This is a genomic window from Priestia veravalensis (genome assembly GCF_001457055.1).
Lineage (GTDB): Bacteria > Bacillota > Bacilli > Bacillales > Bacillaceae_H > Priestia > Priestia flexa.
Window position 1 is genome coordinate 1 of record NZ_KQ758680.1, and the last position, 23,201, is coordinate 23,201.

Annotated in this window: 20 protein-coding genes and 9 tRNA genes; 8 read left to right on the forward strand and 21 right to left on the reverse strand. The window is 39.4% G+C overall.

What is annotated here, in order from left to right:
• Window positions 1-64: 64 nt before the first annotated feature.
• The 3 genes from AS180_RS16510 to asnB form a co-directional block, all read right to left on the reverse strand.
• Window positions 65-1,462 carry an ammonium transporter gene (locus tag AS180_RS16510; RefSeq protein WP_025911226.1) on the reverse strand — a complete coding sequence of 466 codons (1,398 nt, stop codon included), beginning with the start codon at window positions 1,460-1,462 and terminating at the stop codon, window positions 65-67.
• Between the two features lie 26 nt (window positions 1,463-1,488).
• The gene (locus AS180_RS16515; RefSeq protein WP_025911225.1) at window positions 1,489-1,830 is read right to left on the reverse strand and encodes a P-II family nitrogen regulator; all 342 of its coding nucleotides are present in this window, start codon (window positions 1,828-1,830) and stop codon (window positions 1,489-1,491) included.
• Between the two features lie 324 nt (window positions 1,831-2,154).
• Window positions 2,155-4,002 (reverse strand): asparagine synthase (glutamine-hydrolyzing), encoded by a 1,848-nt coding sequence (gene asnB, locus AS180_RS16520; RefSeq protein ID WP_025911224.1) that lies wholly within the window; start codon window positions 4,000-4,002, stop codon window positions 2,155-2,157.
• A 172-nt stretch (window positions 4,003-4,174) separates the two neighbouring features.
• Here asnB and AS180_RS16525 point away from each other — a divergent pair, with 172 nt between their 5' ends.
• A complete protein-coding gene (locus tag AS180_RS16525) occupies window positions 4,175-4,735 on the forward strand; it encodes a DUF2777 domain-containing protein (RefSeq protein WP_025911223.1) in 561 nt (186 codons plus the stop codon).
• A gap of 239 nt (window positions 4,736-4,974) precedes the next feature.
• Here AS180_RS16525 and AS180_RS16530 read toward each other — a convergent pair whose 3' ends face one another.
• Together AS180_RS16530 and AS180_RS16535 are read right to left on the reverse strand one after the other, a co-directional pair.
• Window positions 4,975-5,193, reverse strand: coding sequence for a hypothetical protein (locus tag AS180_RS16530; RefSeq protein WP_025911222.1), 219 nt, complete (start codon window positions 5,191-5,193; stop codon window positions 4,975-4,977).
• Between the two features lie 25 nt (window positions 5,194-5,218).
• A complete protein-coding gene (locus AS180_RS16535; protein ID WP_025911221.1) occupies window positions 5,219-5,560 on the reverse strand; it encodes a DUF1516 family protein in 342 nt (113 codons plus the stop codon).
• A 203-nt stretch (window positions 5,561-5,763) separates the two neighbouring features.
• On the opposite strand from AS180_RS16535, the gene AS180_RS16540 reads away from it, so the two are divergent.
• From AS180_RS16540 to AS180_RS16565, 6 genes are all read left to right on the forward strand, one after another.
• The gene (locus AS180_RS16540) at window positions 5,764-5,985 is read left to right on the forward strand and encodes a spore germination protein (protein ID WP_025911220.1); all 222 of its coding nucleotides are present in this window, start codon (window positions 5,764-5,766) and stop codon (window positions 5,983-5,985) included.
• A gap of 26 nt (window positions 5,986-6,011) precedes the next feature.
• Window positions 6,012-6,284, forward strand: coding sequence for a spore germination protein GerPB (locus AS180_RS16545; RefSeq protein ID WP_061786000.1), 273 nt, complete (start codon window positions 6,012-6,014; stop codon window positions 6,282-6,284).
• Window positions 6,285-6,369: 85 nt separating this feature from the next.
• The gene (gerPC, locus tag AS180_RS16550) at window positions 6,370-7,020 is read left to right on the forward strand and encodes a spore germination protein GerPC (protein ID WP_226372985.1); all 651 of its coding nucleotides are present in this window, start codon (window positions 6,370-6,372) and stop codon (window positions 7,018-7,020) included.
• Window positions 7,017-7,193: a spore gernimation protein GerPD gene (locus AS180_RS16555; RefSeq protein ID WP_025911217.1), complete on the forward strand. Its 177-nt coding sequence runs from the start codon at window positions 7,017-7,019 to the stop codon at window positions 7,191-7,193. Before gerPC ends, AS180_RS16555 begins: the two co-directional genes overlap by 4 nt.
• A gap of 13 nt (window positions 7,194-7,206) precedes the next feature.
• Window positions 7,207-7,662 (forward strand): spore germination protein GerPE, encoded by a 456-nt coding sequence (locus tag AS180_RS16560; protein WP_025911216.1) that lies wholly within the window; start codon window positions 7,207-7,209, stop codon window positions 7,660-7,662.
• 60 nt (window positions 7,663-7,722) lie between these two features.
• Window positions 7,723-7,941 (forward strand): spore germination protein, encoded by a 219-nt coding sequence (locus tag AS180_RS16565; RefSeq protein WP_025911215.1) that lies wholly within the window; start codon window positions 7,723-7,725, stop codon window positions 7,939-7,941.
• 28 nt (window positions 7,942-7,969) lie between these two features.
• On the opposite strand, the gene AS180_RS16570 is transcribed toward AS180_RS16565, so the two are convergent.
• From AS180_RS16570 to AS180_RS16600, 7 genes are all read right to left on the reverse strand, one after another.
• A complete protein-coding gene (locus AS180_RS16570) occupies window positions 7,970-8,275 on the reverse strand; it encodes an HNH endonuclease (protein ID WP_025911214.1) in 306 nt (101 codons plus the stop codon).
• 19 nt (window positions 8,276-8,294) lie between these two features.
• The gene (locus AS180_RS16575) at window positions 8,295-11,681 is read right to left on the reverse strand and encodes an SbcC/MukB-like Walker B domain-containing protein (protein ID WP_062687174.1); all 3,387 of its coding nucleotides are present in this window, start codon (window positions 11,679-11,681) and stop codon (window positions 8,295-8,297) included.
• A gap of 3 nt (window positions 11,682-11,684) precedes the next feature.
• Window positions 11,685-12,860, reverse strand: a complete 1,176-nt coding sequence (locus AS180_RS16580; RefSeq protein WP_025911212.1) for an exonuclease SbcCD subunit D C-terminal domain-containing protein — start codon at window positions 12,858-12,860, stop codon at window positions 11,685-11,687.
• 51 nt (window positions 12,861-12,911) lie between these two features.
• Window positions 12,912-16,634, reverse strand: a complete 3,723-nt coding sequence (addA, locus tag AS180_RS16585; protein WP_025911211.1) for a helicase-exonuclease AddAB subunit AddA — start codon at window positions 16,632-16,634, stop codon at window positions 12,912-12,914.
• Entirely contained in the window at window positions 16,612-20,118 is a 3,507-nt protein-coding gene (gene addB / locus AS180_RS16590) for a helicase-exonuclease AddAB subunit AddB (protein ID WP_062687175.1), read from the reverse strand. Before addB ends, addA begins: the two co-directional genes overlap by 23 nt.
• 178 nt (window positions 20,119-20,296) lie before the next feature.
• The gene (gene fabG / locus AS180_RS16595) at window positions 20,297-21,037 is read right to left on the reverse strand and encodes a 3-oxoacyl-ACP reductase FabG (protein WP_025911208.1); all 741 of its coding nucleotides are present in this window, start codon (window positions 21,035-21,037) and stop codon (window positions 20,297-20,299) included.
• A gap of 332 nt (window positions 21,038-21,369) precedes the next feature.
• Window positions 21,370-21,972 (reverse strand): TVP38/TMEM64 family protein, encoded by a 603-nt coding sequence (locus AS180_RS16600; protein WP_025911206.1) that lies wholly within the window; start codon window positions 21,970-21,972, stop codon window positions 21,370-21,372.
• Between the two features lie 193 nt (window positions 21,973-22,165).
• Here AS180_RS16600 and AS180_RS16605 point away from each other — a divergent pair, with 193 nt between their 5' ends.
• Window positions 22,166-22,402, forward strand: coding sequence for an IDEAL domain-containing protein (locus tag AS180_RS16605; RefSeq protein WP_025911202.1), 237 nt, complete (start codon window positions 22,166-22,168; stop codon window positions 22,400-22,402).
• A 33-nt stretch (window positions 22,403-22,435) separates the two neighbouring features.
• Here the strand turns inward: AS180_RS16605 and AS180_RS16610 are convergent.
• The 9 genes from AS180_RS16610 to AS180_RS16650 all read right to left on the reverse strand — a co-directional run bounded on the left by AS180_RS16610 (window position 22,436) and on the right by AS180_RS16650 (window position 23,200).
• Window positions 22,436-22,509, reverse strand: a tRNA-Ile gene (locus AS180_RS16610).
• 4 nt (window positions 22,510-22,513) lie between these two features.
• Window positions 22,514-22,587 (reverse strand) — tRNA-Gly (locus tag AS180_RS16615).
• A gap of 23 nt (window positions 22,588-22,610) precedes the next feature.
• Window positions 22,611-22,687, reverse strand: a tRNA-Pro gene (locus AS180_RS16620).
• Window positions 22,688-22,691: 4 nt separating this feature from the next.
• Window positions 22,692-22,768: transfer RNA gene (locus AS180_RS16625), tRNA-Arg, on the reverse strand.
• A 6-nt stretch (window positions 22,769-22,774) separates the two neighbouring features.
• A tRNA-Lys gene (locus AS180_RS16630) sits at window positions 22,775-22,847 on the reverse strand.
• Between the two features lie 4 nt (window positions 22,848-22,851).
• Window positions 22,852-22,926, reverse strand: a tRNA-Gln gene (locus AS180_RS16635).
• A gap of 9 nt (window positions 22,927-22,935) precedes the next feature.
• Window positions 22,936-23,019: transfer RNA gene (locus tag AS180_RS16640), tRNA-Tyr, on the reverse strand.
• Between the two features lie 12 nt (window positions 23,020-23,031).
• Window positions 23,032-23,107, reverse strand: a tRNA-Val gene (locus AS180_RS16645).
• 18 nt (window positions 23,108-23,125) lie between these two features.
• Window positions 23,126-23,200 (reverse strand) — tRNA-Glu (locus AS180_RS16650).
• Window position 23,201: the final 1 nt, after the last annotated feature.

Genomic DNA, 23,201 nt, shown 5'->3' on the forward strand with positions numbered 1-23,201 from the left:
AACTCTCAATCGTTCAGGTTTATCATTGGCTGAATTACTTATGTCCCAGCCTCTTAATATCTTTCTAAACCGATTCTTTCACACCGCTATTTACTTTACTAGAGCTTTTTCCGACGCTGTTCAAGCGATCAATTAGCCCTAACCCAAATTCCGGATTGATATCTGCACTTCCTTTAGATAATAAGTTTTCACGGAATTCGTAAGCTGATGAGCCATGCTCTGCGAAATCTAAACCAGCAATTTCTTCTTCGCTTGATACACGTATGGATGTAATTCTCGTTAAGACGAATAAGAAAATTCCAACTGTCCCCATTGTCCAAGCCATAACTGCTAGAATACCAATCGCTTGAACTCCAAGTAATTGAGCGCCTCCACCATAAAATAATCCATTTGCTGTATCGAATAACCCAACTGCTAATGTTCCCCAAATTCCACATACGCCATGAACTGTAATCGCTCCAACGGGATCATCCAACTTCATTTTACTATCAATAATATTAACAGCTTCAACAAGGATTACACCAGAGATTAAACCGATCACGATTGCACCTGGAATAGATACATTTGCTGTTCCTGCTGTAATACCAACTAACCCAGCCAAAGCACCGTTTAACGTTAAGCTTGCATCAATGCGCTTGTAACGTAATTTCGTATAAAGTGCTGAAGATAATACTCCACAAGATGCTGACATTAACGTTGTGGCAATAATTGAAGGCACTAATGATGGATCAGCAGCCAGTGTACTTCCACCATTAAATCCAAACCAGCCAAACCATAAAATGAATACACCTAACGCTCCAAGAGGGATGTTATGTCCTTGAATTGCATTTACAGAACCATCTTTACCGTATTTACCAAGACGCGCTCCTAAAAATGAAACTGCAACAACCGCTCCTAATGCACCTGTTAAGTGAACAACCGTGGAACCTGCAAAGTCCACAAATCCTAGTTCCGATAACCAGCCACCACCCCAGATCCAGTGGCCTACAACTGGATAAATAACGGCTACCATCGCAATCGTTAACAAGATGTAGCTTGATAGCTTCATACGCTCTGCAACAGCACCTGAGATAATTGTTGCACATGTAGCAGCAAATACAATTTGGAATACAAAGAAACTCATTTGATCGCTTTGACCATTTAAGAAAAAGCCACTTGTTCCAATAAAGCCGCCGCTTGAATCTCCAAACATTAAAGCGAAACCAATAACAAAATATAAGACCGACGAAATTGCCACTGTTAGCATATTTTTCATCAAGATGTTTAATGCGTTTTTAGAACGTGTAAAACCTGTCTCTACCATGGCAAAGCCGGCATGCATCAAGAATACTAACACCGCTCCAAACATGACCCACATCATATCAATCGAAGCGCTGACCGATTCTACCGTTGGATCTGCTGCGTAAGCTGTTGTCGATGTCAACAAACCTAACATTAATAAGGTACCTATTTTCTTCTTCATACAATGATCATCCTTTCACACTGTTTTTATAATATCGCTTGTAAACCCGCTTCGCCTGTGCGAATACGAACCGCATCTTCAACTGAATAGACAAAAATCTTACCGTCACCAATTTGGTTTGTTGAGCAAGTAGATTGAACGATTTTGATAATTTCATCAACATGTTCTGCTTCTACGACCATTTCAACCTTTACTTTAGGAACGAGTTTAATTTCGAAGCTCTGACCTCGAAACAACCCTTGCTCTCCCTTTTGTTGACCACAACCGGCAACTTCTGAAACGGTTAAACCGTTAATCCCCACTTCTTCTAACTTCTCACGTAACGATTGAAACTTTTCTGGACGGATAATTGCTTCCACCTTCTTCATTCATCGTTCCCCCTGTTTAAATGTAAGATTTTATTACATTGTATGTTATGTTTAATATCATATGATGATTTTTCAAAAAATTCAAGCTAATTTCAATAAAAAATAAGTTTTTTTTCAAAAACATGTTATGTAATCGTTATCACTAAATAATTAAGAACAAAGTTTGTATTTTTTGTAAAAAAATTCAATTTTTTTGTGTTTTTAGACACAAAAAAGAGCAAGTAGTTTAACTACTCACTCTTTTACAAAATAGACGTCTCTAGCACGCCATATAAAAAGCCTTTTGATTCAGTAGAAATTTCTGAATCAAAAGGCTATATAACTTTACTCTTTAATTTGAATGTTATTATGCGCAAACCACACGTGAATTTGTGCTAGGTGAGCAAGCAGCTGAGGTCCTGTCATTAATTGACCAAACCAAGGCACTTTAAAGTCTTCTCCACCGGATTTAATAATCGCGTTTAATTGCTCACGATTAAAGAATTCATGAAGCGCTGAAGATTTGTCTCCTAAAAGCGACTCCAACCAGAGCGTTACCGCTTTTGTATAGGCTGGATTATGGGTTTTAGGATAAGGACTCTTTTTACGATATAAAACATCATGTGGTAAAACCCCTTCTAATGCTTTTCTCAAAATCCCCTTCTCTTTATTACCAACCATTTTCATATCCCAAGGAATGTTCCATGCATATTCTACTAGTCTATGATCAGCAAACGGAACCCGTACTTCCAAACTAGCTCCCATACTCATGCGATCTTTTCGGTCTAATAAAGTTGTCATGAACCAAACCATGTTTAAATAAAATAATTTGCGGCGCTGCGCATCTTCACCTGATTCTCCATCTAGTTCAGGCACTTCTTTAATCGTCTTATCGTAGGTAGCTCTTACGTATTCTTCTAAATTAAGTTTCTTTCTCCAAGAATCTTGTAGCAAGTTCATTCGTCCTTCTAAAGAACGCATCCAAGGAAACGTATCGGATTGCAGGTCGTGTTGGCGATGAAACCACGGATATCCCCCAAAGATTTCATCTGCACATTCTCCAGATAATCCAACAACAAAATCCCTCTTAATTTCTCTACAAAACCATAATAATGAGGAATCTACGTCAGCCATTCCAGGCAAATCACGTACAATTACAGCTTCTGTTAAATGATGCACAAGGTCTTCCGTTGATATAACGCAACGATGATGATTGGTTTGAAAGGTATCAGACATGAGCTGAATATACGTATAGTCTGAGTTCGGCTGAAATTCATTTGCTTTAAAGAATTTGTCATTGTCTTCATAATCAATCGAATACGTATGAAGCTGACCTTTCCCATTCTCTTTAAATGAATTAGCTGCAATTGCTGTAATGGCGCTGGAATCTACTCCACCTGATAAAAATGTACACACTGGAACATCTGATACTAATTGACGCACAATCGCATCTTCAACTAAAAACTTTACTCTTTCCGTTGTTTCTGCTAATGAATCTGTATGCTTTGCACTTTTCACATTCCAATATCTCCACACTTTAAGTCCACTTTTACTTAGCGTCATTGCATGAGCAGGCCTTAATTCATCAATTCCTTTAAAAACACCGTGCCCTGGAGAGCGTGAAGGGCCTAATCCTAACACTTCAGCTAATCCATCTAAGCCAATTTCAGCTGGTACTTCTGGGTGAGCTAAAATCGCTTTTAATTCTGATGCAAATTGTATTCCACCATCATACGATCGATAAAATAAAGGCTTGACGCCTAGACGGTCACGTGCGATAAATAACTTTTCTTCAGACGCATCCCAAATAGCAAAAGCAAAAATTCCGTTGAAATAGTCCACACACTCCTCTTTCCATTCAACATAAGCTGTTAGTAGTACTTCCGTGTCAGAGTGCCCTTGGAATTCATACCCTCGCTTCAATAACTCTTTGCGAATATCTTCTGTATTATAAAGCTCACCATTATAGCAAATCGTATATTCTTTTTGCTCTTTCTGTCTAGTCATCGGCTGCTTGCCACCTTGTGGATCTACCACAACCAATCGCTTATGCCCAAACGCCGCATGCTGTTGAACCCACACGTTTGTATCATCAGGACCTCGCTTTTCTAATGTTTCCGCCATTTTTTTAACGATGCCTTGTTCACCTAACAAGGACCGTTTAAAATCAACCCATCCGGTGATACCACACATTAGTTATCATCCTTTCCTTACGCGCTTTGTAATGAATGAAATAATGCCATTGTATGCATGGAATTCACACAGTTGATTTGTCCATCTATTTTATTTCAATTATTTTGGTTATAAACGCCTTTGTTTTAGGAAATACAAACAAATAACAATTTTGTATATGGAGGTTTGTAAAATGAAGAGTGATTCAAAACATTCTATTCTACAAAATCAGCCCCGTTCTTTTATGACGGGAACTGTTGAATACATTGATTCAGAATGGATTTTCTTTGATGAAGAAACAGATGAAGCATCTATGCTAAACGATATCTTAAACGAATCCGTTGAGCTATACGTCAATATGAGTTGGGAAAAGGGACTATTCGTCTCAGATCACCAATTTAAGATTCACAACATGATTTATCGAATTAAAAATGGTGATAAGCTTCGCGTAACAAGAAAGCTTCCATACGCATATGAGCAATTACTGAAACACCTAAAAAAAGAAGCGTTTCACACCCTTACAACCCACTTAAATTCATTAAATATCTCACTTTATGACTGTATCTATTGTCACAATACGCTTTGTTTCCTGCCAGAAGATAAAGATACAAAAGGAGCAAACTTTCTAATCTTTGATAATGAAGAAATCATTTGTTCCGTTCAACACTTATTTGAACGTGGCGAAAACGGTTTAGACCGCTTCGAATACACGTTAAGCGACGGAAATCGCTCAATGAATTTAATTCTTCACTAAGCTGCAGAAGTACAATCATACATCAATAAGCAAAACAAAGAATACAACACACCCATGACATTAGCAGGCCCATACAATTGTACGGAAAGAATCCTTTGTTCCGTACGATTTTTTTGTTAAACGCAATCTAAAATAAGGATGTATAACAAGCAGTATAAATGATAAATAGATAACGTGAAGAGGATGGGACATAACAAAACAGATTTTCCAAAAGACGAACACTCCCTTTTCTCACCTCTTTACGTTGTCAGAACACGTTCGTTCCATTGCGCTACGGCCACTCGCTTTCCGCGGGGAGGAACCTGAGCTTCCTCGCTGCGCTGCGGGATCTCAGTTTTCCCTCTATTTCCCGCAGGAACGTAATGACGAGGAAGTTCAAAGCGAGCCCCGTGGAAAGCGAACAATCCGGAGTGGAAATCACCCCAGTTGCATGCGTCCTTCCCTCTTTCAAATAACAAAAAAAGCTGCCTATATCAGCAGCTTTTAACCTAAAACAACATATCCGTAATAGAATACTAGCACAAGCGCTACGATTAGAAGTGCCCATGCACCTCCCGTTGCTTTGGCTTTTTTCGTTCTAACAAGTACCATTTCCATACCAACTAGCACTAGAACCCCAGCCAATCCTTTAATAAGAGCTTGTCCTTTAAACTGATACCAGTCTGCTAGCAAATGAGCACCTGATAACAACACAAGCACATACAACAGACGAGTAATCATATGTACAATCTTTGCGCCTCTTCCTTTACCAGACTTCGTTAAAACAACCGCTACCACAAAACCAATCAACAATAATGTCCATAATGTTACATGTAAATGAATCATCGTATCCACTCCTTTCATTCCATATCATACCACGAATACAAGCCTTCTCACCACTGCACATAAGCACCAAACAACAATGCGCTTATCACTTTCACATATCTGTCATATATCGCTTTAAATATGAATACATATGAACAGAAAGAACTTTTTAACATTCTTTTCATACCATGATAAGAGACTATAATGAAAAAGGATGTTTGCTTATGCCAGCCATCGTCGGTGTTGTCAACGTAAACAGTGTCGGTTCTTCTGGAGTTCTGCATATTGGCGATGTATATAGTATTGCTCCCATTTCAACAGCTAAAACATTTGCTGGAGCGGGATCGTTTAATACTGGAGACCGCCTGCATGTCATTAACCAACAAAGCGCAACGAACGTTCAAGATAGTGATTTGAGTGACCAAAACATTACCGCTAATGCTTAAGTTTTAACAGAAAGGAGCTATCTCCATTGAACTTCTATGTAAATCAAAGCATTTGTATCCAAAGTTTAAAAGTAAGTGCTGTCAGTAACTCATCTGTATTACAAATCGGCAGCGCAGGCATCATTAAACCTAACTCTAACTTATTTAATACAGGTGGCTTTACTGGACCAGCCCCTGATGAACAAAAAAAAGGGATTCTCGGCTCAGTTTCTCCATCTACTTTCACACCGACACAATCTTCAGCCGTTCCAGCACCTTATTCTCAGTCGCTCACCCCACCTGTTCGGCCGAACAACTGACATGTTCATAACTTCTTCACCATATGTATAAAATATATCATCTTTAAATGACAATTTGCATACAGGGTGAAAGAAGGTGCCAAATATGAAAAACATGGACTATACACAGCAAATGCATCGTTATATTGAACAGCTATCAGTGCGAGTTGCTACCCTTGAATCAACCGTTCAAAAACTAGAGCAACAGTTAAAAGATTTAGAAGAACAAACGCCTATTAATATTGAAAAAATTGAATATAAATTTGAACAACTAAAAATCGACTCCCTTGATGGCACATTAAACATTGGCTTAAACCCGCTTACACCAGACAATCTAGAAGACATTATCCTAAATAATCAAACTCCTGAAATTACGCTTCCACAGCAAGGACCACAAAACCCGAGTCTAAAGCCACTTGATCGTAATACGCTGAAACATTGGGTTGAAGATATATACGCATCTATGACGTCTGAACTTGACCAACACGGCTATTCAATGGTTCAGCATGTTCTTGACCAGCGCTCTATGACCATTGAAGGAGCGTACTACGACTTTATAATTGAAGACGTAAAAAAGCAGTTAGAACAACGTATTACCTATTATCTAAATCAAGTTCAACCTGAAGAATTAGAACAAAACTTTGAAGCAATTAAGCCCCAAATTATAGAGAAAATTTATGAAGATATCAAAAAAGGCATCGATGCTTTCTTAACTTATTTACCCGATTCCTTAAAGAAAGGCGGTCACAACCAATGAACTATACCGTCATCAATCGAGAATTAATGGTTGGAAACATTGATATCACCGGCGTATCTTCATCCTCTGTATTTTTAATTGGAGACGCTCACTATATCAATTTATCAGCAACATTTGATACACCAGCGGAATCTCTTATTATTGGTCCTTACGTTCCACTATCTCTTTCATAAAGGAGACTTTTTTATGCTATCTAGAATTTCTCAAGTCAATCATTTGACATTAAATTCTCTTTTATCATCCTCATTATGCCAGATTGGAGATTCTACTCATATAGTATTAAAGACGCGTGTCCTAGCAATAAAGCGGGAATATCCTTTATTTTATGGACGTGAAGGAGATTTCAATTCTTACGATGTTTTTAATGAGCCTATACCACAGCCAATAAATGAGTTTATCAATATGCAAGTAAATAATACTGCCCCACTTATTAAAGTGGACCGTGTTACTATTCGAGGATGCTCATTCTCTTCAGTTATTCATGTGGGCTCCACATGTACCATTGATGCGGAAGCACGAATTAAACATATCCGCCAACTTGAAGGAGATACACCACAAACTCCTGATATCGGCCTAGAAAAACAGCTAAGTACAACAGCCAGTGAACTTCAAGACACCCTTCAAGACGATGCAACAAGATGAACAAATCTTACCGCTTCATCATACACTAGATTATTATCACGATAATAAAGGGTGGATATTATGCCAGCTTTAATCGGTCCTGTTAGTATTACAAGCGTGGGTGGCGGTGTTGTAACGTTTGGAGATACCTTTTATGTATCCCCAAAAAGCTCATCAAAAACGAGTACGGGCTCAGGAGCAGTTAACACCGGTAACTTCGTCAATACCAATACCGGAATCTCTGGAACAAATACGCTTGATCCCGATTTTGCAGATCAAAACAACGTTGCCAATGCATAAAAAAACAGCTGACATTTCAGCTGTTTTTTTATCTTTTTTTTCGTTCATTCGACTTTTTAATTTTAGGCACTCGTGAAGATGGCTGCTTTTGAATCCACTTTATAAATGAATGAATCTGTGGATCATCTCTTAGTAGAGCAATTGTATTTAAGCGAACCGCTAATTCTGCATTCGTATAAAGCGCATGTATTTGCTTATGACACGGAATACAAAGGTTAGCAGTAGGCTCAAATGTCCCTCCCATTTCTTTAGGAGTGAGATGATGAACGGTAATTTCAACATCTTCTCGTTCACATAATTCGCACCAGCCAACGTGACGATCTTTTTTCCCCACTGCTTTTCAACCTTTCCCTTTATAACGTTTCAACGGCTACTCGTGTTCCCATACCAGTAGCATCAGCAGGCTGTACAATTAAACGCTTAGGTAAGCGTGCTCGAAGCTCTTGCACGTGACTAATAACTCCGATTGATAGGTTATCGGACTGTAGCTTTTCTAAAGCCGTCACAACCGTATCGAGAAGCTCTCCATCCAGTGTTCCAAATCCTTCATCTAAAAAGAAAAATTGTAAAGGGTACTCTCCCCGAAGCTGGATTTGTGCAGATAATGATAGGGCTAATGCAAGAGACGTTAAGAATGTTTCTCCTCCTGAAAGAGTTGAGACCGGGCGCTTAACTCCACCGTTAGCATCGTCTCTCATAATAAATCCACCTTGAGAATCCACTTCAATTGCATAGCGGTGACGTGTTAAAATAGCTAATCGCTCTGAAGCATCTCGACTAATCGCCATCAGCTGTTCTTCAGCCATATACTCAACAAACGTATTACCTTTAAACACAGACTGTAGCTTTTGATACTGTTCAAACAAAGTTTCTTTCTCTACCCTTTGCTTTTCAAGCTCGTTAAAGCGTTCATGTCTCTTTAACATATCTTTTAAGGTCTCTTCTGCTCCACCCTTTAGCTGATTTGCTTCGCTAACCGCTTCTTTTCTGTTTACCAGCAGAGATTTAGTTTCTTCCCACTTATCTTTAGTTATAGCTTTACCATTAAGTTTTTTCTCAACTTTAGCTATGTCAGCTTTGGCTTGTTTTAGCTTATCCTCAAACTCTTGAATTTCTTCAGTTAATTTCTGTATATCATCACTTGTTTGAACTGCTTTTTTTACTTCCTCTTTTTCTGTAAAGCCTGACGGTTGAAGCTGCTCTTCCCATTGTTTTTTAACTTCTTCATACCGTTCTGTCAAATCTTCTAATGCTTTACGCTCTGCATGCTCATTTGCCTGTAGCTTTTGATAGGTCACTTGCATACCATTTAGCGTTTCATAACAGGCATTCTCCGTTTGATCTAGCTCACGAATGCGCTGTTCAACCTCTTTTAGCTCTGACGCTACATCTCCTGCTTTTGAAAGTTCCGTAAGCATGCTTTTTTGTTCTTGGAGGGCTTGATGAAGGTTTTTCTGTTCTGCTTCTAACTGAACACTCTTACGCGTTGCTTGATCATACCCTTCTCTTGTATGCGCAATTTTAAGTTGGTGTTCATCAAAAAACTGATAGCTTTTATTGATGCGTTCAACAAGTGTTCGCTCCTCTGCAATTCGCAATTTCATTTTTTCTTGAACTTCATGAATGTTATTCATCTCTAGATGTGGATATAGCTGATGCCATTCTTTAATAAGCGTATCCTGATGGTCGTTGTGCTTACTTAACTCTTCAGTAAAATTTTCCACCTCTTTTATGAGTTGCTGCTTGCTAAACAGTAAATCTTGCTGCTGCTTTTCACTTTGTTTATAGCGCTGTAACAAGTCTGATTGCTTCTCGCGAACTTCAATGTAATCTTGCTGTAAGGCTTTCAGCTCAATTTTTAACCTAGTGCTGTATTCACCGCCATTCTCTTCTAACGGCTGGATAGCCGGCAAGTCATACTTCGTATCAGCGACCTCGGGGTAAGCATCGAGTAACATTGAATGAAGCTGCTCTAAGCGAAGTTTTAACGCTCCGTACTCTTGCTTTTGCTCATCTAGTATATGCTTCTCTGATTCATAACTGGTAATCTGTTCATCCAATTGTAAGTTGGTGTGTACCTCATTAGATACTGCAGGTGAAGGGTGGTCATTTGAACCGCACACTGGACATGGTTTTCCTTCACTGAGACCATCGGCTAGCTGGTGAGCTAAGTGGTTAACCTTTTCCTTCATTTGTTGCTCACGCAGTGACTGTAATTGACGATTTACCGAGCTAAAAAGCTGTTCAAATTCACGTTCACGCTCACAAACGATATGATACATGCGCTGAGTGGATACAAATAGCTTTTGTGCTTGAGAAGCTTGACTTTGTTTTAACTCTTTTTGTTTTTCAATGTTTGCTTCAGTTGCTTTCAGCTCTAACTGCTTTTTCTGTACTTTTTCTTCTTGTTCTTTTATAACTCTCTTTAATTCCACTGCTTTTTCTGCTTTTATTGCAGCTTCATAAACTTGTTCACGCTCTGTGTCAGAAACTTTTACCGTTTCTAATTCTTTTTTCAAGCTACTTTGAAGCAATTTCCCTTTTTCTAACTGTGCTTCAAGCTTTTGTAGCACTTCCAAACTCTCTTTTACATCAGCTGAGGCCTGGTTATATGCTGCTTGCTTTTCAACGTAGTTCTTTTCTAGCTCCTGTATCAGTTCTTGAATTTTTTTCGCTTGCTCTAACTGTTCTTTCCGAATAAAGAGCTTTGGCTGTTCTTGCTGTTTCGTTAACCGTGCTTGGTCATACGCCACCTGGCTTTTTTCATACTTATCATACTGGGTACGCAGCTTCTCTTGAATAGCTGATACGTTTTGACGAGTCTTTTGCTTTTTCACCGTAAGCTGCTCGTACGCGTTTAGATATGGCAACAATTTTTTTGCTTCTTCAGCTATAGCTACTTGTTTTCGCTTCTCATTTATAAGCAGCTCTTGCTCATTTAATTCTTTTAACGTTTCTTCTAATTCATGTTTGATTTGCATATCATTCCAAATCGCAGTTTGTTCATCGTACAACTTTTCAATGTCTTTCAGTTCGCACTCACGCTTTTCCAGCAAAATGATACGCTCTTGAAGGACCTGCTCTGCTTGCTTAACACTTTCCTCTGATGCTTCCCCTAATCCCGTCTGCTCTGCAGAAATCGTATCAATTTCACCTTTTAATAGCTGAACATTTGAACGAATTTTTTTGTTAAGTTGATCACCGTACTGCTCTAAATTAAATAAACGCTGCAGCATTTGACGGCGCTCCGTGCCTTTCAATGATAAAAACTCAGCAAATTTCCCTTGTGGCAATACAACAGCGCGCGTAAAGTCGTCGATTGTTAAACCTAATAGCGACTGAACCTGCTGGTTTACGTCATTTGTTTTATCAGCCAGTACGATTGTTTCATCTCCTACTTCAATAAAACGGCTGGTTGCTGACCTTACTCGCATTTCATCTGAACGCTTGAAGCTACGCTCGACGGTATAGCGCTTTTTATGATTTGCATTTTCTAATTCAAACGTAAAAGCAACTTTCACTTCGTTTTCGGCGTGATTTAAAATGCCATGCGTGTTGTTAGCTGCCCTTTCTACTTTGCCGTAAAGCGCAAGAGTCATCGCATCTAAAATAGAAGATTTACCACTGCCTGTTGGACCAAAAATACCGAACACACCGCCAGAACATAAGCTTGTAAAATCGATAACTTGTTTTTCTCTAAAGCTGTGCAAGCCTGCTATTGTTAACGTAATTGGCTTCATCTTCTACTCCTCCTCTTCTGCTTCTCGTGTATGAATCAATGATAAAAAGAGTTGAACCAACTCGTCGCTTGGTGTCGCTCCCCCCGTTTGCTTCCGATAGAATTTAGCAAACGACTCTTCGATTGGAACGTTTCGCTGTTCTTGTTGAACTTGAACAGTTTCTTCCTCTTTAAAAACCGGTCGGATATGAATGAACCCTTTGTGCAGCTTACGTAATCGGTGAATTTCTTCAAGAGACAATGCATCTTCTAAGTGAATCTCTAAATCAATCCAAGCAGTGCTATCTTTTCCTTCATCCAGCCACTGGTACACTTCTGCGATACCGTTTTTCGCTTTCCATCTTGTAAGTGGTCTTCCGCTTGATAAAGGAATTTCCGTTACCTTCACTTCTTCTCCCGGCTTAGCATCGAGTATCGTTACGGATTTGGTATAGCCTGATTCAGAAAAGCTATAGGCAAGGGGTGAACCCGAATAACGAGCTTTTGTAGAAGCTCGCTTGATGTCCTGCGGTCGGTGAAGATGCCCAAGCGCTACGTACTGAGCTGCCGCTGGAAGGCTTGACGCTGCCACCGTATACGCTCCACCTACTTCAATTGGCCGTTCAGAATCTGTTGAGCTTCCTCCCGCAACATAGATATGACTCATGGCAATGTTTACACTGTCGTTTGTAAAATGTGAGCTCATCTTTAAAAAGATTTCGCCTACTCGCTCATCATATGAGTTTCGAAGCAACAATTCATCGTCTTCCTCAGCCAACATTTCCTTTAATCTTGATTCTGATGGATAAGGAAGTGCACCTACTTTTAACGTTTCTTCAACAGTTGGAAGGTAAATCTCTTGTACATCAGTTGTCGGTAAACCTATGAGCGTAATATTTTGTTCAAATGCAAGCGGAGAGGCTGCAGATAAGCGATCGGGATTATCATGGTTACCCGCAATTACAATAATTGGACGCTTACCTTTTTCACTCAGCTTCGACATACTATCATAAAATAATTGCTCTGCTGCTGCGGGCGGATTAACGGTATCAAATACATCACCGGCCATTAAAATTGCGTCGATTTTTTCTTCCTTTACAATTTGAGCTAACTCATCTAAGAACTGAGCTTGTTCTTCAATTCTGCTCCTACCTTCTAAGGTTCTCCCTAAGTGCCAGTCGGCCGTATGTAATAACCTCATGTGCTCCCCACCTTTTCTTGACAAAAAGAAGACGAAAAGCTCGCCTTCTTTTTACTCTTCTATTTCTATTACATGTCCACCATCTAAAAAATATAAATAGCTATGTGCTATCGGCTTTTTCACGATGGTTTCTACCGCTTTTCGATACAGCTTCAGCTGCACTTCATAGCGGTTTTTCAAGATTTCTTCAGCGCTGTTAAAGTCATTGCTAAAGCGATTTTTTATATCATCGGTTTTGTAATCAACGAGGATTAGCTGACCATTCCATTCATATAAGCAATCTATAATCCCTTGGACTAAAATTGCTTCATTATCGTTCCACCCGTATACTTCTTCCGTTGAAACATTTAAGCTAAACGGCAGCTCACGATAAACCTTTTCTGCTTCTTTGAGCTGTTGTCCAATGAAACTTTCCGTAAATTGAGCAATGTCAGAAGGGTTAATACTTTCTGCTTGCTCAGTTGTTAAAATTTCATTGGTAACGAGGGAATCAATAAGCTCTTGTACGGCTTCAATTGTTAACGATCCCTTAAATGGTAAATGCTGCATCACTGTATGCACAGCTGTTCCACGTTCTGCTGCGGTTAATGAATGCGACTGCATAAAGGCCGGGCGATCTTCAATGGTTGACTTAAAGCCTGTTATAAGCTGACTTTCTTGTTCTTCACCGCTCGCTTGGTACTGTCTCTTTAAATCAGAAACAGATTGCTTAGAGCGATGTGTTGTTGCTTCTAAATGACCATACTCCCAACGTAATCGCTCTTCAATGCGTTCTTTATGGATACTTTCAATATGAACTTGATCACCTTTTTGTACCGCAGCTAACAGTTCTTCATGCTCCAATTGTTCTTCAACAAGCTGTTCAGATAGCTCCGCCGCTTGGATCGTTTGAATTTCCCACTTGGAGCTGTGCTCATACACCTCTTGCAACACCGCTCTTTGTTCTTCTGGTATCCATTTTTCGAAGTGACGATGTCTGGCCAGAGCAAGACCAATCCAATCAAGATAAGACTTTGCATCTACACGCATATAAGCCGGCAGTTCCCATTGATCATGGGTCAACACGTGACTCCATTTTTTCATTTGAGCCTCAGCATCTTTTACAGTTCCTACTAAAATTAATTTTTCTTTAGCACGTGTCAGCGCTACATATAAAACACGCATCTCTTCGGCAATGCTTTCTTTTTTCATTTTTTGTTTCATTACTTGCTGAAGCAACGTTGGGTACGTAATACGAAGCTTTGGATCAATATATTTAGAACCGAAGCCAAGTTCTTTATCTAGAATATAAGATTTATTTAAATCCATTAGATTAAATTTACGATTCAATCCAGCTACGAAAACAATAGGAAACTCTAAACCTTTACTGCTATGGATTGTCATTAAACGAACAACATCTTCTTGCTCACCTAAAGACCTTGCCGTTCCTAAATCATTTCCACGCTCTTTCATACGATCAATAAACCGTAGAAAGCGGAATAAGCCTCGAAACGACGTCGCTTCATATTGACGTGCACGGTCATATAAAGCTCTTAAGTTTGCTTGACGCTGCTTACCTCCAGGCAGACCTCCTACAAACTCATAAAATCCTGTATCACGATAAATTTGCCAGATAAGTGTAGATAAAGAAGTTTGACGTGCTTTTGTTCTCCACTCACTAAGCTTTATGGCAAAATGATGAAGCTTTTCTTGAAGATTTCCTTCAGGAGATATGCGCACATAATTTTTCATCGCTTCATAGTACGTTCCCTTCTTATCCTCAGCACGAATTAAAGCAAGCTCTTCATCTGACAAGCCTACAATTGGAGAACGCAATACAGAAGCAAGCGGAATATCTTGATATGGATTATCAATGACTTTTAATAAAGACATCATCATCATTACTTCCGTTGCATCAAAATACCCTGATGAAAGATCTGCATAAACAGGAATTCCTTCTTGCTTAAACTCTTCCATAATTTGTGGTGCCCAAGGCATAGAACGCAGTAAAATAACAAAATCTCGATACGTTACGTTTCGCATCACATCTAGCTTACGATCGTATACTTGAAAACGATCTTGAACAAGCTGTTTTATCTTCCGAGCCATTGCGCGAGCTTCTAGCTGAGCTGTTTCTAGCTCTGCTTCTGAAAACTCTACTAAATCCGACTCTTCTTCCTCTGCTCCACCTTCCTTGGAAATGAGCAAAAGTTCAGACTCCATCTCACTACTGCTAGGATACGATGCTCCTAGCTTCAAAGATGCATCATTGTCATAGGCGATTTCGCCAACTTCTTCATCCATTAACTGCTGAAAGATAAAGTTGGTCGCATCGATAATCTCAGAGCGACTGCGGAAGTTTTTATTCAAGTCAATTTTCATACCATTTTTTCGACCGTCATGTGTAAAAGTTTTATATTTTCCAAGGAACAGAAACGGTTCTGCTAAACGAAAGCGATAAATAGATTGCTTGACGTCACCAACCATAAAAAGGTTACCATTTTTACCATCATTATGCGTCACAAGCTGAATGAGGGTCTCTTGTACCATATTCGTATCTTGGTATTCATCTACTAAAACCTCAACAAACTGCGTTTTATATTTATAAGCGACTTCAGAAGGTTCAACCCTTCCATCTACAGAATGGCTTAAAATTTGCAAGCAATAATGTTCTAAGTCTGAAAAGTCCACGAGCCCTTTCGCTCTCTTTTCTGCTTCATAGCGATTACCAAACTTCCTTACAAGCGATACGAGAACTTCTACTACAGGATACATTTTCTGAAAGTCACTCATGTATCCACTAAGCGGACGAGAAAATAAATCACCTTGCAATTTTTCAAGAGCTGCTTTTGCTTTTTTACGAAGCTCTCCAAACTCATCAAGTAAGGCAACATCATACTCGTCACCTTTACACGGCTTTAAACGCGTAAAGCTAAGAATTTGCATATGTTCATGTAGCTCAGCAAAAGTGCCAGCTGCAAGCATACGGTTAACCTGAGCTAAATCATCTTCAATATTTACTTTTCTTGGGGCTGGACCTCCAGGCATGGTTGTGAGCCTAGAGGCTTGGTTTAGCATAGCTTGAACACCGCTCAGCTGCTTTTTCACTTCGTCCATTAAAAAACTCATAAATGGAAGAGAGTCAATTGTAGCTTCTTCATCAATGCTATATTGGCGAAGGAGCATATCTAACCACCTATTTGGATTTGGATTAGAACGAGCAAAATCGTATAATCTGCGAACCATATGCTGCACGTCCAAGTCATGACGGTCACTCGTATAGCGGTCCACCAATTCAAAGAATGATTGATTACCTTCAAGGCTATACTGCTCTTCAAAAAGCTCGTCTAATACTTCTTCTCTTAAGAGTTCCGCTTCAGTATCGTCTGCGATTCGAAAACCTGGATCTAAGTTAATCATATAGTAATAGGTGCGAATAACTTCCAGACAAAATGAATGAAGAGTTGAAATAGACGATCGGTTTAGTAAGTGTAGCTGTCTTCTTAAATGTAAGGAAGATGGATTTACCTTTAACTCTTTTTCTAAAGCTTCTCCTATACGATGACGCATCTCTGCTGCTGAAGCGTTTGTGAACGTTACGACTAACAAACGGTCGACGTCCACTGGATTTTCAGGATCGATAATTTTTCGAATAATACGCTCAACTAACACAGCTGTTTTCCCTGAACCTGCGGCGGCTGCTACTAAAATATCTTGCCCAGATGATACAATGGCTTTCCACTGGTCATCTGTCCACTGCGAATCCGCTGGCTTACTCATTCGTTCCTGACTCATGCTTATCCTCCTCTCGTATTTTTTCTAGAATGCTATTTTGATTTTCATTTCTTAACTGACGATATTCATTTTCGCTTAATGCTTCATCAAATTGACAAATCGAACGATAGTCACAAAAAGCACACGGTGTTTTATCTTTAAGTTTATAGGGAGCAATGTCAATTTTACCTTCAGTAATTTCTGTCCCTGCCTCCACAAACTTTTTACGTACATATTGTCTAAGATGTGTAAAGTCCGTTTCAGATGCAATAGAAGAATTCGCATAGAAACCACCTGTTTTTTTAATACCAGCTGAGATAATTTGTGAATGACCGGACTCAAGCGTTTCGTCCATTAGGCGAACCGCTTCTTCATCACCTAGCAGTAAGCCTTTCATCTTAAATTTCTTAAAGATTTCTTCTTCAATCTGATTTTCACTCAGACTATTTGTACTATTAACCATCGGATTATGAACGTGGAAATATAAAACACCTGCAGGTAAAGCACCTTGGTTAGTTTTCAAAAGCTGCTCAGCGTGAGTTACCACTACATCCAAATATGCGAGAATTTGAAGTGAAAGTCCATAATAGACCTCCAGTAAATTTAACGCTTTGTCACTCGATTTATAATCGACAATCCGAAGTAGTATCCCTTTAGAGCTTTCTGCTTTATCCACTCGATCAATTCGTCCGACTAGCTCCATCGTATGCCCATTTGGAAGCGTAAAGGTCATGGAAGGTAGCTCTGCATTAGGACCAAATCCTAACTCTAGTCCAACTGGTACAAAACCGCTCGCTCTTGCATGTTGGCTTAATACAATCGACGCTCTTTCAATTACTTGCTGTAACTTATATGCGAGATATTGATGACGATTCGAGCTCAGCAATATTTCGTTTTGTAAGCGCGGCGCTAATTCTTGAACTGCAGTGGCTGAAAGGGATTGACAATCTTTTTTCGTTAACTGCTTCCAATCTTTCTCACCAGTTCGTAACTTATCCGAAATATGCTTTAACGCTGCGTGAAAAAGCTCACCAATATCAGGTGCCGCTAGCTGAAATACTTTTCGATCCTTCAGCTTTAAGCCATGAGAAGCAAAATGCGAATAAGGACAGGCTTCAAACTTCTCCATGCGTGATACGCTTGCTTGAATATGTTTTCCATACAAGCGCTCACTCGTCTTTTTACTTAATCGCTTTGCATCGTTTTGATAAAATAAGCTGCTCAGAACTCTTTGACTATACGTTTTCCAGTCTGAAGTCATATAAAAGTTATAAACGTCCCACCATGCATCGCTCATTGGATAATGTCGTTTCCAAGCCTGTAAGTTACTTGCTAAATAAGCCATCGTAGACAACGGATTCGCAATATAGTCAAGCTGCTTTTCCTCTTCTAAACTTGTAGGATCATTCATTAACAACGTTTCTTCAAGTAGTGGAAAGAGCTCTTTCAGTCGGTTAATAACTAAAGACGGAAGCAAAGACTTCCCTTCATCATTCGCTAGTGGGTAGCTGATATATAACTTTTCTTCAGAACTTACAAGCGCTAAATAAATCAAGAACTGATCATCAAACAGCTGCTGCTTACCAGTTGGAGCTAGCGTCACACCTGATTTGAATAATTCGTCGCGGTCTTGATCAGATAAAATACTGTCTCCCTGCGGCTTAGCTGGTATTACACCATCGTTCACACCTACGATAAAGGTAGCTTTAATATTAGAAAAACGAGAGCGTTCAAAGCTTGCAACAAGGACTTGGTCAAGCGATGGTGGGACAATAGCAAACTGCATGCTATCTAATCCTGTCTCAAAAAGCTCAGCAAATAGCTTGATGGACACTTTTTCTTCTCCCATCATTTCTACAAATTGATCAAACAGCTTTAAGACAGCTTTCCATACTTGTTCATGTTCCCGTGCTTCCTGTACCTTTCCATTTTCTTCACAATGGTCACGAAGCTTCTCAATTTTTTGTGGGATGCTTAGCTCTGTCAAAAAGAGATAAAGAGCTTTTGCTTTTTCCTCTCCCGTCTTTCCTTTCTTTAAGGCCTGCTGTAGTTTCATAAGTGGGTTTACAACAAGTTCTTTTAGCTCATTAATTTTTTCTTCAAACTGTACTTCCTCATCCGTTTTTGGTAGATTCATATCCTCTAATGAACGATATTTTCGGTATTTCCACCTTTCACCATTCGTCCACTTAGTACCTTGAATCCCGTATGCTAATACGTAGTTTTCAAATTGATCCATACCTTCTCTCAATGCTTCAACCTCAGCCTCTATCGAAAAAAACATATCCGTCTTAATAGCACGAAAAATACTTTCATAGCGCCACGAACCACTCACTACCTCTAAGCTGGAACGAATAAACTCAATGATTGGGTGATGGAACATTGCTCTTTTTTGATCAATAAAGTATGGAATTTCATAATCACGAAATACGGTTTCAATTAATTCGCCGTAGTCATTTTTATTTCGAACAACTAGAGCAATATCTCGATACCGATAATTGGAGTCTTTAACTAGTAGCTGAATTTCTCTTGCAATTCCTTCTACCTCTGCACGACGACTCACAGCAGGATATAAAGAAATGTGAGTTGGCTTTTGAGAAAATTCAGCAGCTGGACGCTCATCATAATACTTCTCCAAATGAGACAGCTCTGGGCTGTTTGCATGGCGAATATTATCCTTTAATAAAACAGGGTCTTTTATTTCAATTCCATGTTCTAGTGCTGCTGTTGTTAATTCTCTATATGTTTCTCCAGTTAATCTAAAGAGCTGCAAATCGGTTGGTATATAACTTGCTTGTGTATGATCTCCGGTCAATGCGACAGTTACATCTGAACAAGCTTTCATAAGTTCAACTAAGACATCTATTTCTTGCTTTGTGAAATGATGAAATCCATCGACATAAATAACTGCTTTCTTTAAATATGAGGAAAGCGGAATTTTTTCAGCTAATAGTTTTAAATAATCTTCGCTATCTACATATTTCATTAGCAGCTGCTTTTCTAGTTCTTGATATATAATTCCTAAATCATGCAGCTTGTCCGCTAGCACGTGCTCGTTATTGTCTTTAAACTCTTGTTGCAGAGCCCCTAACGATTCAGGCTCTAATCCATACTGCTTAAATTCTTTCAACATTTGTTCTAGCTTTGTAATAAACCCTTCTTTTTCAGATGCTGCTGCAAATAAAGTGAGCTCTTCTTTTTGTTGCTCTATAATTTTTCTGAGCATCATATGCATGCCCGTTTGATCAATATGATAACGGCTAATGCCGCCTGCTTCCTGGAGAACTCGCCACGCCAAGCGCGTAAAACTATAAACTTGAGCTCTCATCATCCCGCCCAATCCCGGCGTTTGGATAAGCTCATACTCTGATTGGAAGGTCATTTGCTCTGGAACAATATAAATAATTGGGTTGCCCAGTGGCTCTCGCACCAATTCTTGGCGAATAGCATTTAAACACGCTGTTGTTTTACCACTTCCAGACCTACCCAGCATAAACTGTAGCATCTTGTTCACCCCTAACGAATTTGAACGCCACAAAAAAACGTGACGTTCAACAAGTTCTTTTTCTATACTTTTATCGATTTTTATCCTTTTTGTTACCATTTATTTTACTGGACTTACGTAAAGAAATCCAATAAAATAAACCGTTTTGGCTAATTGCCAAAACGGTTTATTTTTCCTATTACATCATAATTCCACCATCGACATGTAATACGGTTCCGTTTACATAATTAGATTCATCTGATGCTAAATATAAGTATGCATAGCCAATATCAGAAGGCTGTCCTAATCTTTGAAGCGGAATCGTCGACTTCATTTGATTAATGACTTTCTCTGGAACAGCAGCTACCATGTTCGTTTCGATAAACCCTGGCGCAACGGCATTTACGTTGATTCCTTTACGGCCAAGTTCTTTCGCCCAAGTCTTAGTCATTCCTACGACCGCAGCTTTTGCCGCTGCGTAATTGGTTTGTCCAACATTCCCATATACGCCTGAAACAGATGAGGTACTAATAATTTTCCCTCTACCTTGAGCCACCATATGAGGGACAACAGCTTGTGTACAGTTAAAAACACCGGTCAAGTTAACGTTAATAACTGCTTGAAAGTCTTCCATTGTTAGCTTAGTTAACATTGCATCTCTGGTAATTCCGGCATTGTTAACTAAAATGTCTATCTTGCCGTAGGCTTCTACTACTTCTTCTACCATTCCATCTACATTATCACGATCTGCCACATTAACTTGAAAGAACGTGACGTCTCCACCTTCATTTCGTAAAACCTTTGCTTTCTCTTCACCTAAAGCTTGATCATAATCAACGAGTGCTACTTTTGCCCCTTCTTTTGCAAAAATTCGTGCAGCTTCAAAGCCTAATCCATTTGCAGCGCCTGTAATAATTGCCACCTTATCTTTTAATCTCATCTCCTACCACATAGTATGAACGTTCATAAGAACAGGCTTGCCTTCATACTATGCATAGCCCCCTTTTACTTGACGACAAGCACGTCGTATTCGTAAAGCATGTGCAAAAGCGATGAATTAAACAACCCTTTTACTAACATATGTAGTAGAGAATTGTCCAAAACATTCATAACTTTTCAGAAAACAGGGAAATCAACAGATTAAAGTGAGGTAAAGAACATGTAAGGCTTCTAGAGAGATTAGCAAAACATGCTAATTTTATCCTTATTTTAACATATATTCTACAAAATCGAAATCATGAATTCAGAAAAGAAAATCTCTCTTCATTTTTACTACTGATTTGTACGAACATTTAGACGTCTCTCTATTTGTTTTCCCACAATCCATAATACAAAAACAACAATTAAAACAACAATAGCTTTTGTAGGCTGTTTTATAAAGGAGATAAAGTCAGCTCCTATAAAGCTCATCATAAAGATCATCACCATTTTTCCTGCTAAAACTGCTAATACGAATTGTGACATACTGACCCTAGATAAGCCAGCAACAACATTAATAGCAGCTGACGGAGTAAATGGGAAGCATAGCATTAAAAACAGTGGACCAAACCCATGACGTTCAACCCAAGTCATAATCTTTCGAATTTGAGCATGTCTACTTATAAAATTCAAGAAGCGAGCTTGTCCATATCGACGAAAGATAAGAAAAACAATAATCGCCCCTACACATGACCCGACCCACGAAATTAGAAACCCTAGCCATAAGCCAAATGCTGCAGCATTTGCCATAACGAAAGCAAAAAGAGGTAAAATTGGAATAAATGCTTCAAGAATAGGAAGTAATAATCCCGGTATAATGCCAAATGATTGATATTCTTTTAAAAGTTCAAGCACACCTTCAAGCGTTAAGTATTCCTTAATTGTATCAAAGTCCATTACTTAATCTCCTAACTGATGACTACTAACTTAATCAACATTGTACTACTTTCATTACCGAAACAAAAGCTACTCAAACATTTATATTTGTCTGACCAATATACAATAAAATACGTCTAAAAATTTAGAAAATTAGTTGTTTTTTTGTTCCTTACTCTATATACTAAGAAAAAGGCTGCAGAGGTGATGATGTATGAACAATGAAAAATCGTACGCCGAGATGATGAAATCCCTCGCTCGCAAAAGAAAGATTCGCGAAGCTGATAACGTGCTTGATATGTATATTGACATGATTATTGACGATGCCTTATTTAAACACAAAAAAAGCATTTTAGAAACTCAAATTAACTATGCATTAGATGAACGAGATCGTACTGCATTTTATGACTTGTCTCTTCAGTATCAATCTCTTTTAAAAACATCTACATGAAAAAGAGCATCTTAACTAGATGCTCTTTTTTAGTGGGCCTAAGTGGACTCGAACCACCGACCTCACGCTTATCAGGCGTGCGCTCTAACCAGCTGAGCTATAGGCCCGTTATGGAGCGGGTGATGAGAATCGAACTCACGACATCAGCTTGGAAGGCTGAGGTTTTACCATTAAACTACACCCGCATATATAAATTAAAGATATTTCCTGGTCGGGAAGACAGGATTCGAACCTGCGACCCCTTGGTCCCAAACCAAGTGCTCTACCAAGCTGAGCTACTTCCCGTTTATGGCGCGCCCGAGAGGAGTCGAACCCCTAACCTTTTGATCCGTAGTCAAACGCTCTATCCAATTGAGCTACGGGCGCTTAATATGAGCCATGAAGGACTCGAACCTTCGACCCTCTGATTAAAAGTCAGATGCTCTACCAACTGAGCTAATGGCTCTTACTGGCTGGGCTAGCTGGATTCGAACCAACGCATGACGGAGTCAAAGTCCGTTGCCTTACCGCTTGGCTATAGCCCAATAAGATGATGGTGGAGGGGGGCAGATTCGAACTGCCGAACCCGAAGGAGCGGATTTACAGTCCGCCGCGTTTAGCCACTTCGCTACCCCTCCAGCTTAAATAAATGGTGGAGGATGACGGGATCGAACCGCCGACCCCCTGCTTGTAAGGCAGGTGCTCTCCCAGCTGAGCTAATCCTCCAACTATGTATAAGAATTATGGTGACCCGTACGGGATTCGAACCCGTGTTACCGCCGTGAAAGGGCGGTGTCTTAACCACTTGACCAACGGGCCA

Bases quoted from the DNA above. Each gene is read 5' to 3' on its own strand.
- AS180_RS16510 (WP_025911226.1), bottom strand. From the start codon at position 1,462: ATGAAGAAGAAAATAGGTACCTTATTAATGTTAGGTTTGTTGACATCG.
- AS180_RS16515 (WP_025911225.1), bottom strand. From the start codon at position 1,830: ATGAAGAAGGTGGAAGCAATTATCCGTCCAGAAAAGTTTCAATCGTTA.
- asnB (WP_025911224.1), bottom strand. From the start codon at position 4,002: ATGTGTGGTATCACCGGATGGGTTGATTTTAAACGGTCCTTGTTAGGT.
- AS180_RS16525 (WP_025911223.1), top strand. From the start codon at position 4,175: ATGAAGAGTGATTCAAAACATTCTATTCTACAAAATCAGCCCCGTTCT.
- AS180_RS16535 (WP_025911221.1), bottom strand. From the start codon at position 5,560: ATGATTCATTTACATGTAACATTATGGACATTATTGTTGATTGGTTTT.
- AS180_RS16540 (WP_025911220.1), top strand. From the start codon at position 5,764: ATGCCAGCCATCGTCGGTGTTGTCAACGTAAACAGTGTCGGTTCTTCT.
- gerPC (WP_226372985.1), top strand. From the start codon at position 6,370: ATGAAAAACATGGACTATACACAGCAAATGCATCGTTATATTGAACAG.
- AS180_RS16555 (WP_025911217.1), top strand. From the start codon at position 7,017: ATGAACTATACCGTCATCAATCGAGAATTAATGGTTGGAAACATTGAT.
- AS180_RS16560 (WP_025911216.1), top strand. From the start codon at position 7,207: ATGCTATCTAGAATTTCTCAAGTCAATCATTTGACATTAAATTCTCTT.
- AS180_RS16565 (WP_025911215.1), top strand. From the start codon at position 7,723: ATGCCAGCTTTAATCGGTCCTGTTAGTATTACAAGCGTGGGTGGCGGT.
- AS180_RS16575 (WP_062687174.1), bottom strand. From the start codon at position 11,681: ATGAAGCCAATTACGTTAACAATAGCAGGCTTGCACAGCTTTAGAGAA.
- AS180_RS16580 (WP_025911212.1), bottom strand. From the start codon at position 12,860: ATGAGGTTATTACATACGGCCGACTGGCACTTAGGGAGAACCTTAGAA.
- addA (WP_025911211.1), bottom strand. From the start codon at position 16,634: ATGAGTCAGGAACGAATGAGTAAGCCAGCGGATTCGCAGTGGACAGAT.
- addB (WP_062687175.1), bottom strand. From the start codon at position 20,118: ATGCTACAGTTTATGCTGGGTAGGTCTGGAAGTGGTAAAACAACAGCG.
- fabG (WP_025911208.1), bottom strand. From the start codon at position 21,037: ATGAGATTAAAAGATAAGGTGGCAATTATTACAGGCGCTGCAAATGGA.
- AS180_RS16600 (WP_025911206.1), bottom strand. From the start codon at position 21,972: ATGGACTTTGATACAATTAAGGAATACTTAACGCTTGAAGGTGTGCTT.
- AS180_RS16605 (WP_025911202.1), top strand. From the start codon at position 22,166: ATGAACAATGAAAAATCGTACGCCGAGATGATGAAATCCCTCGCTCGC.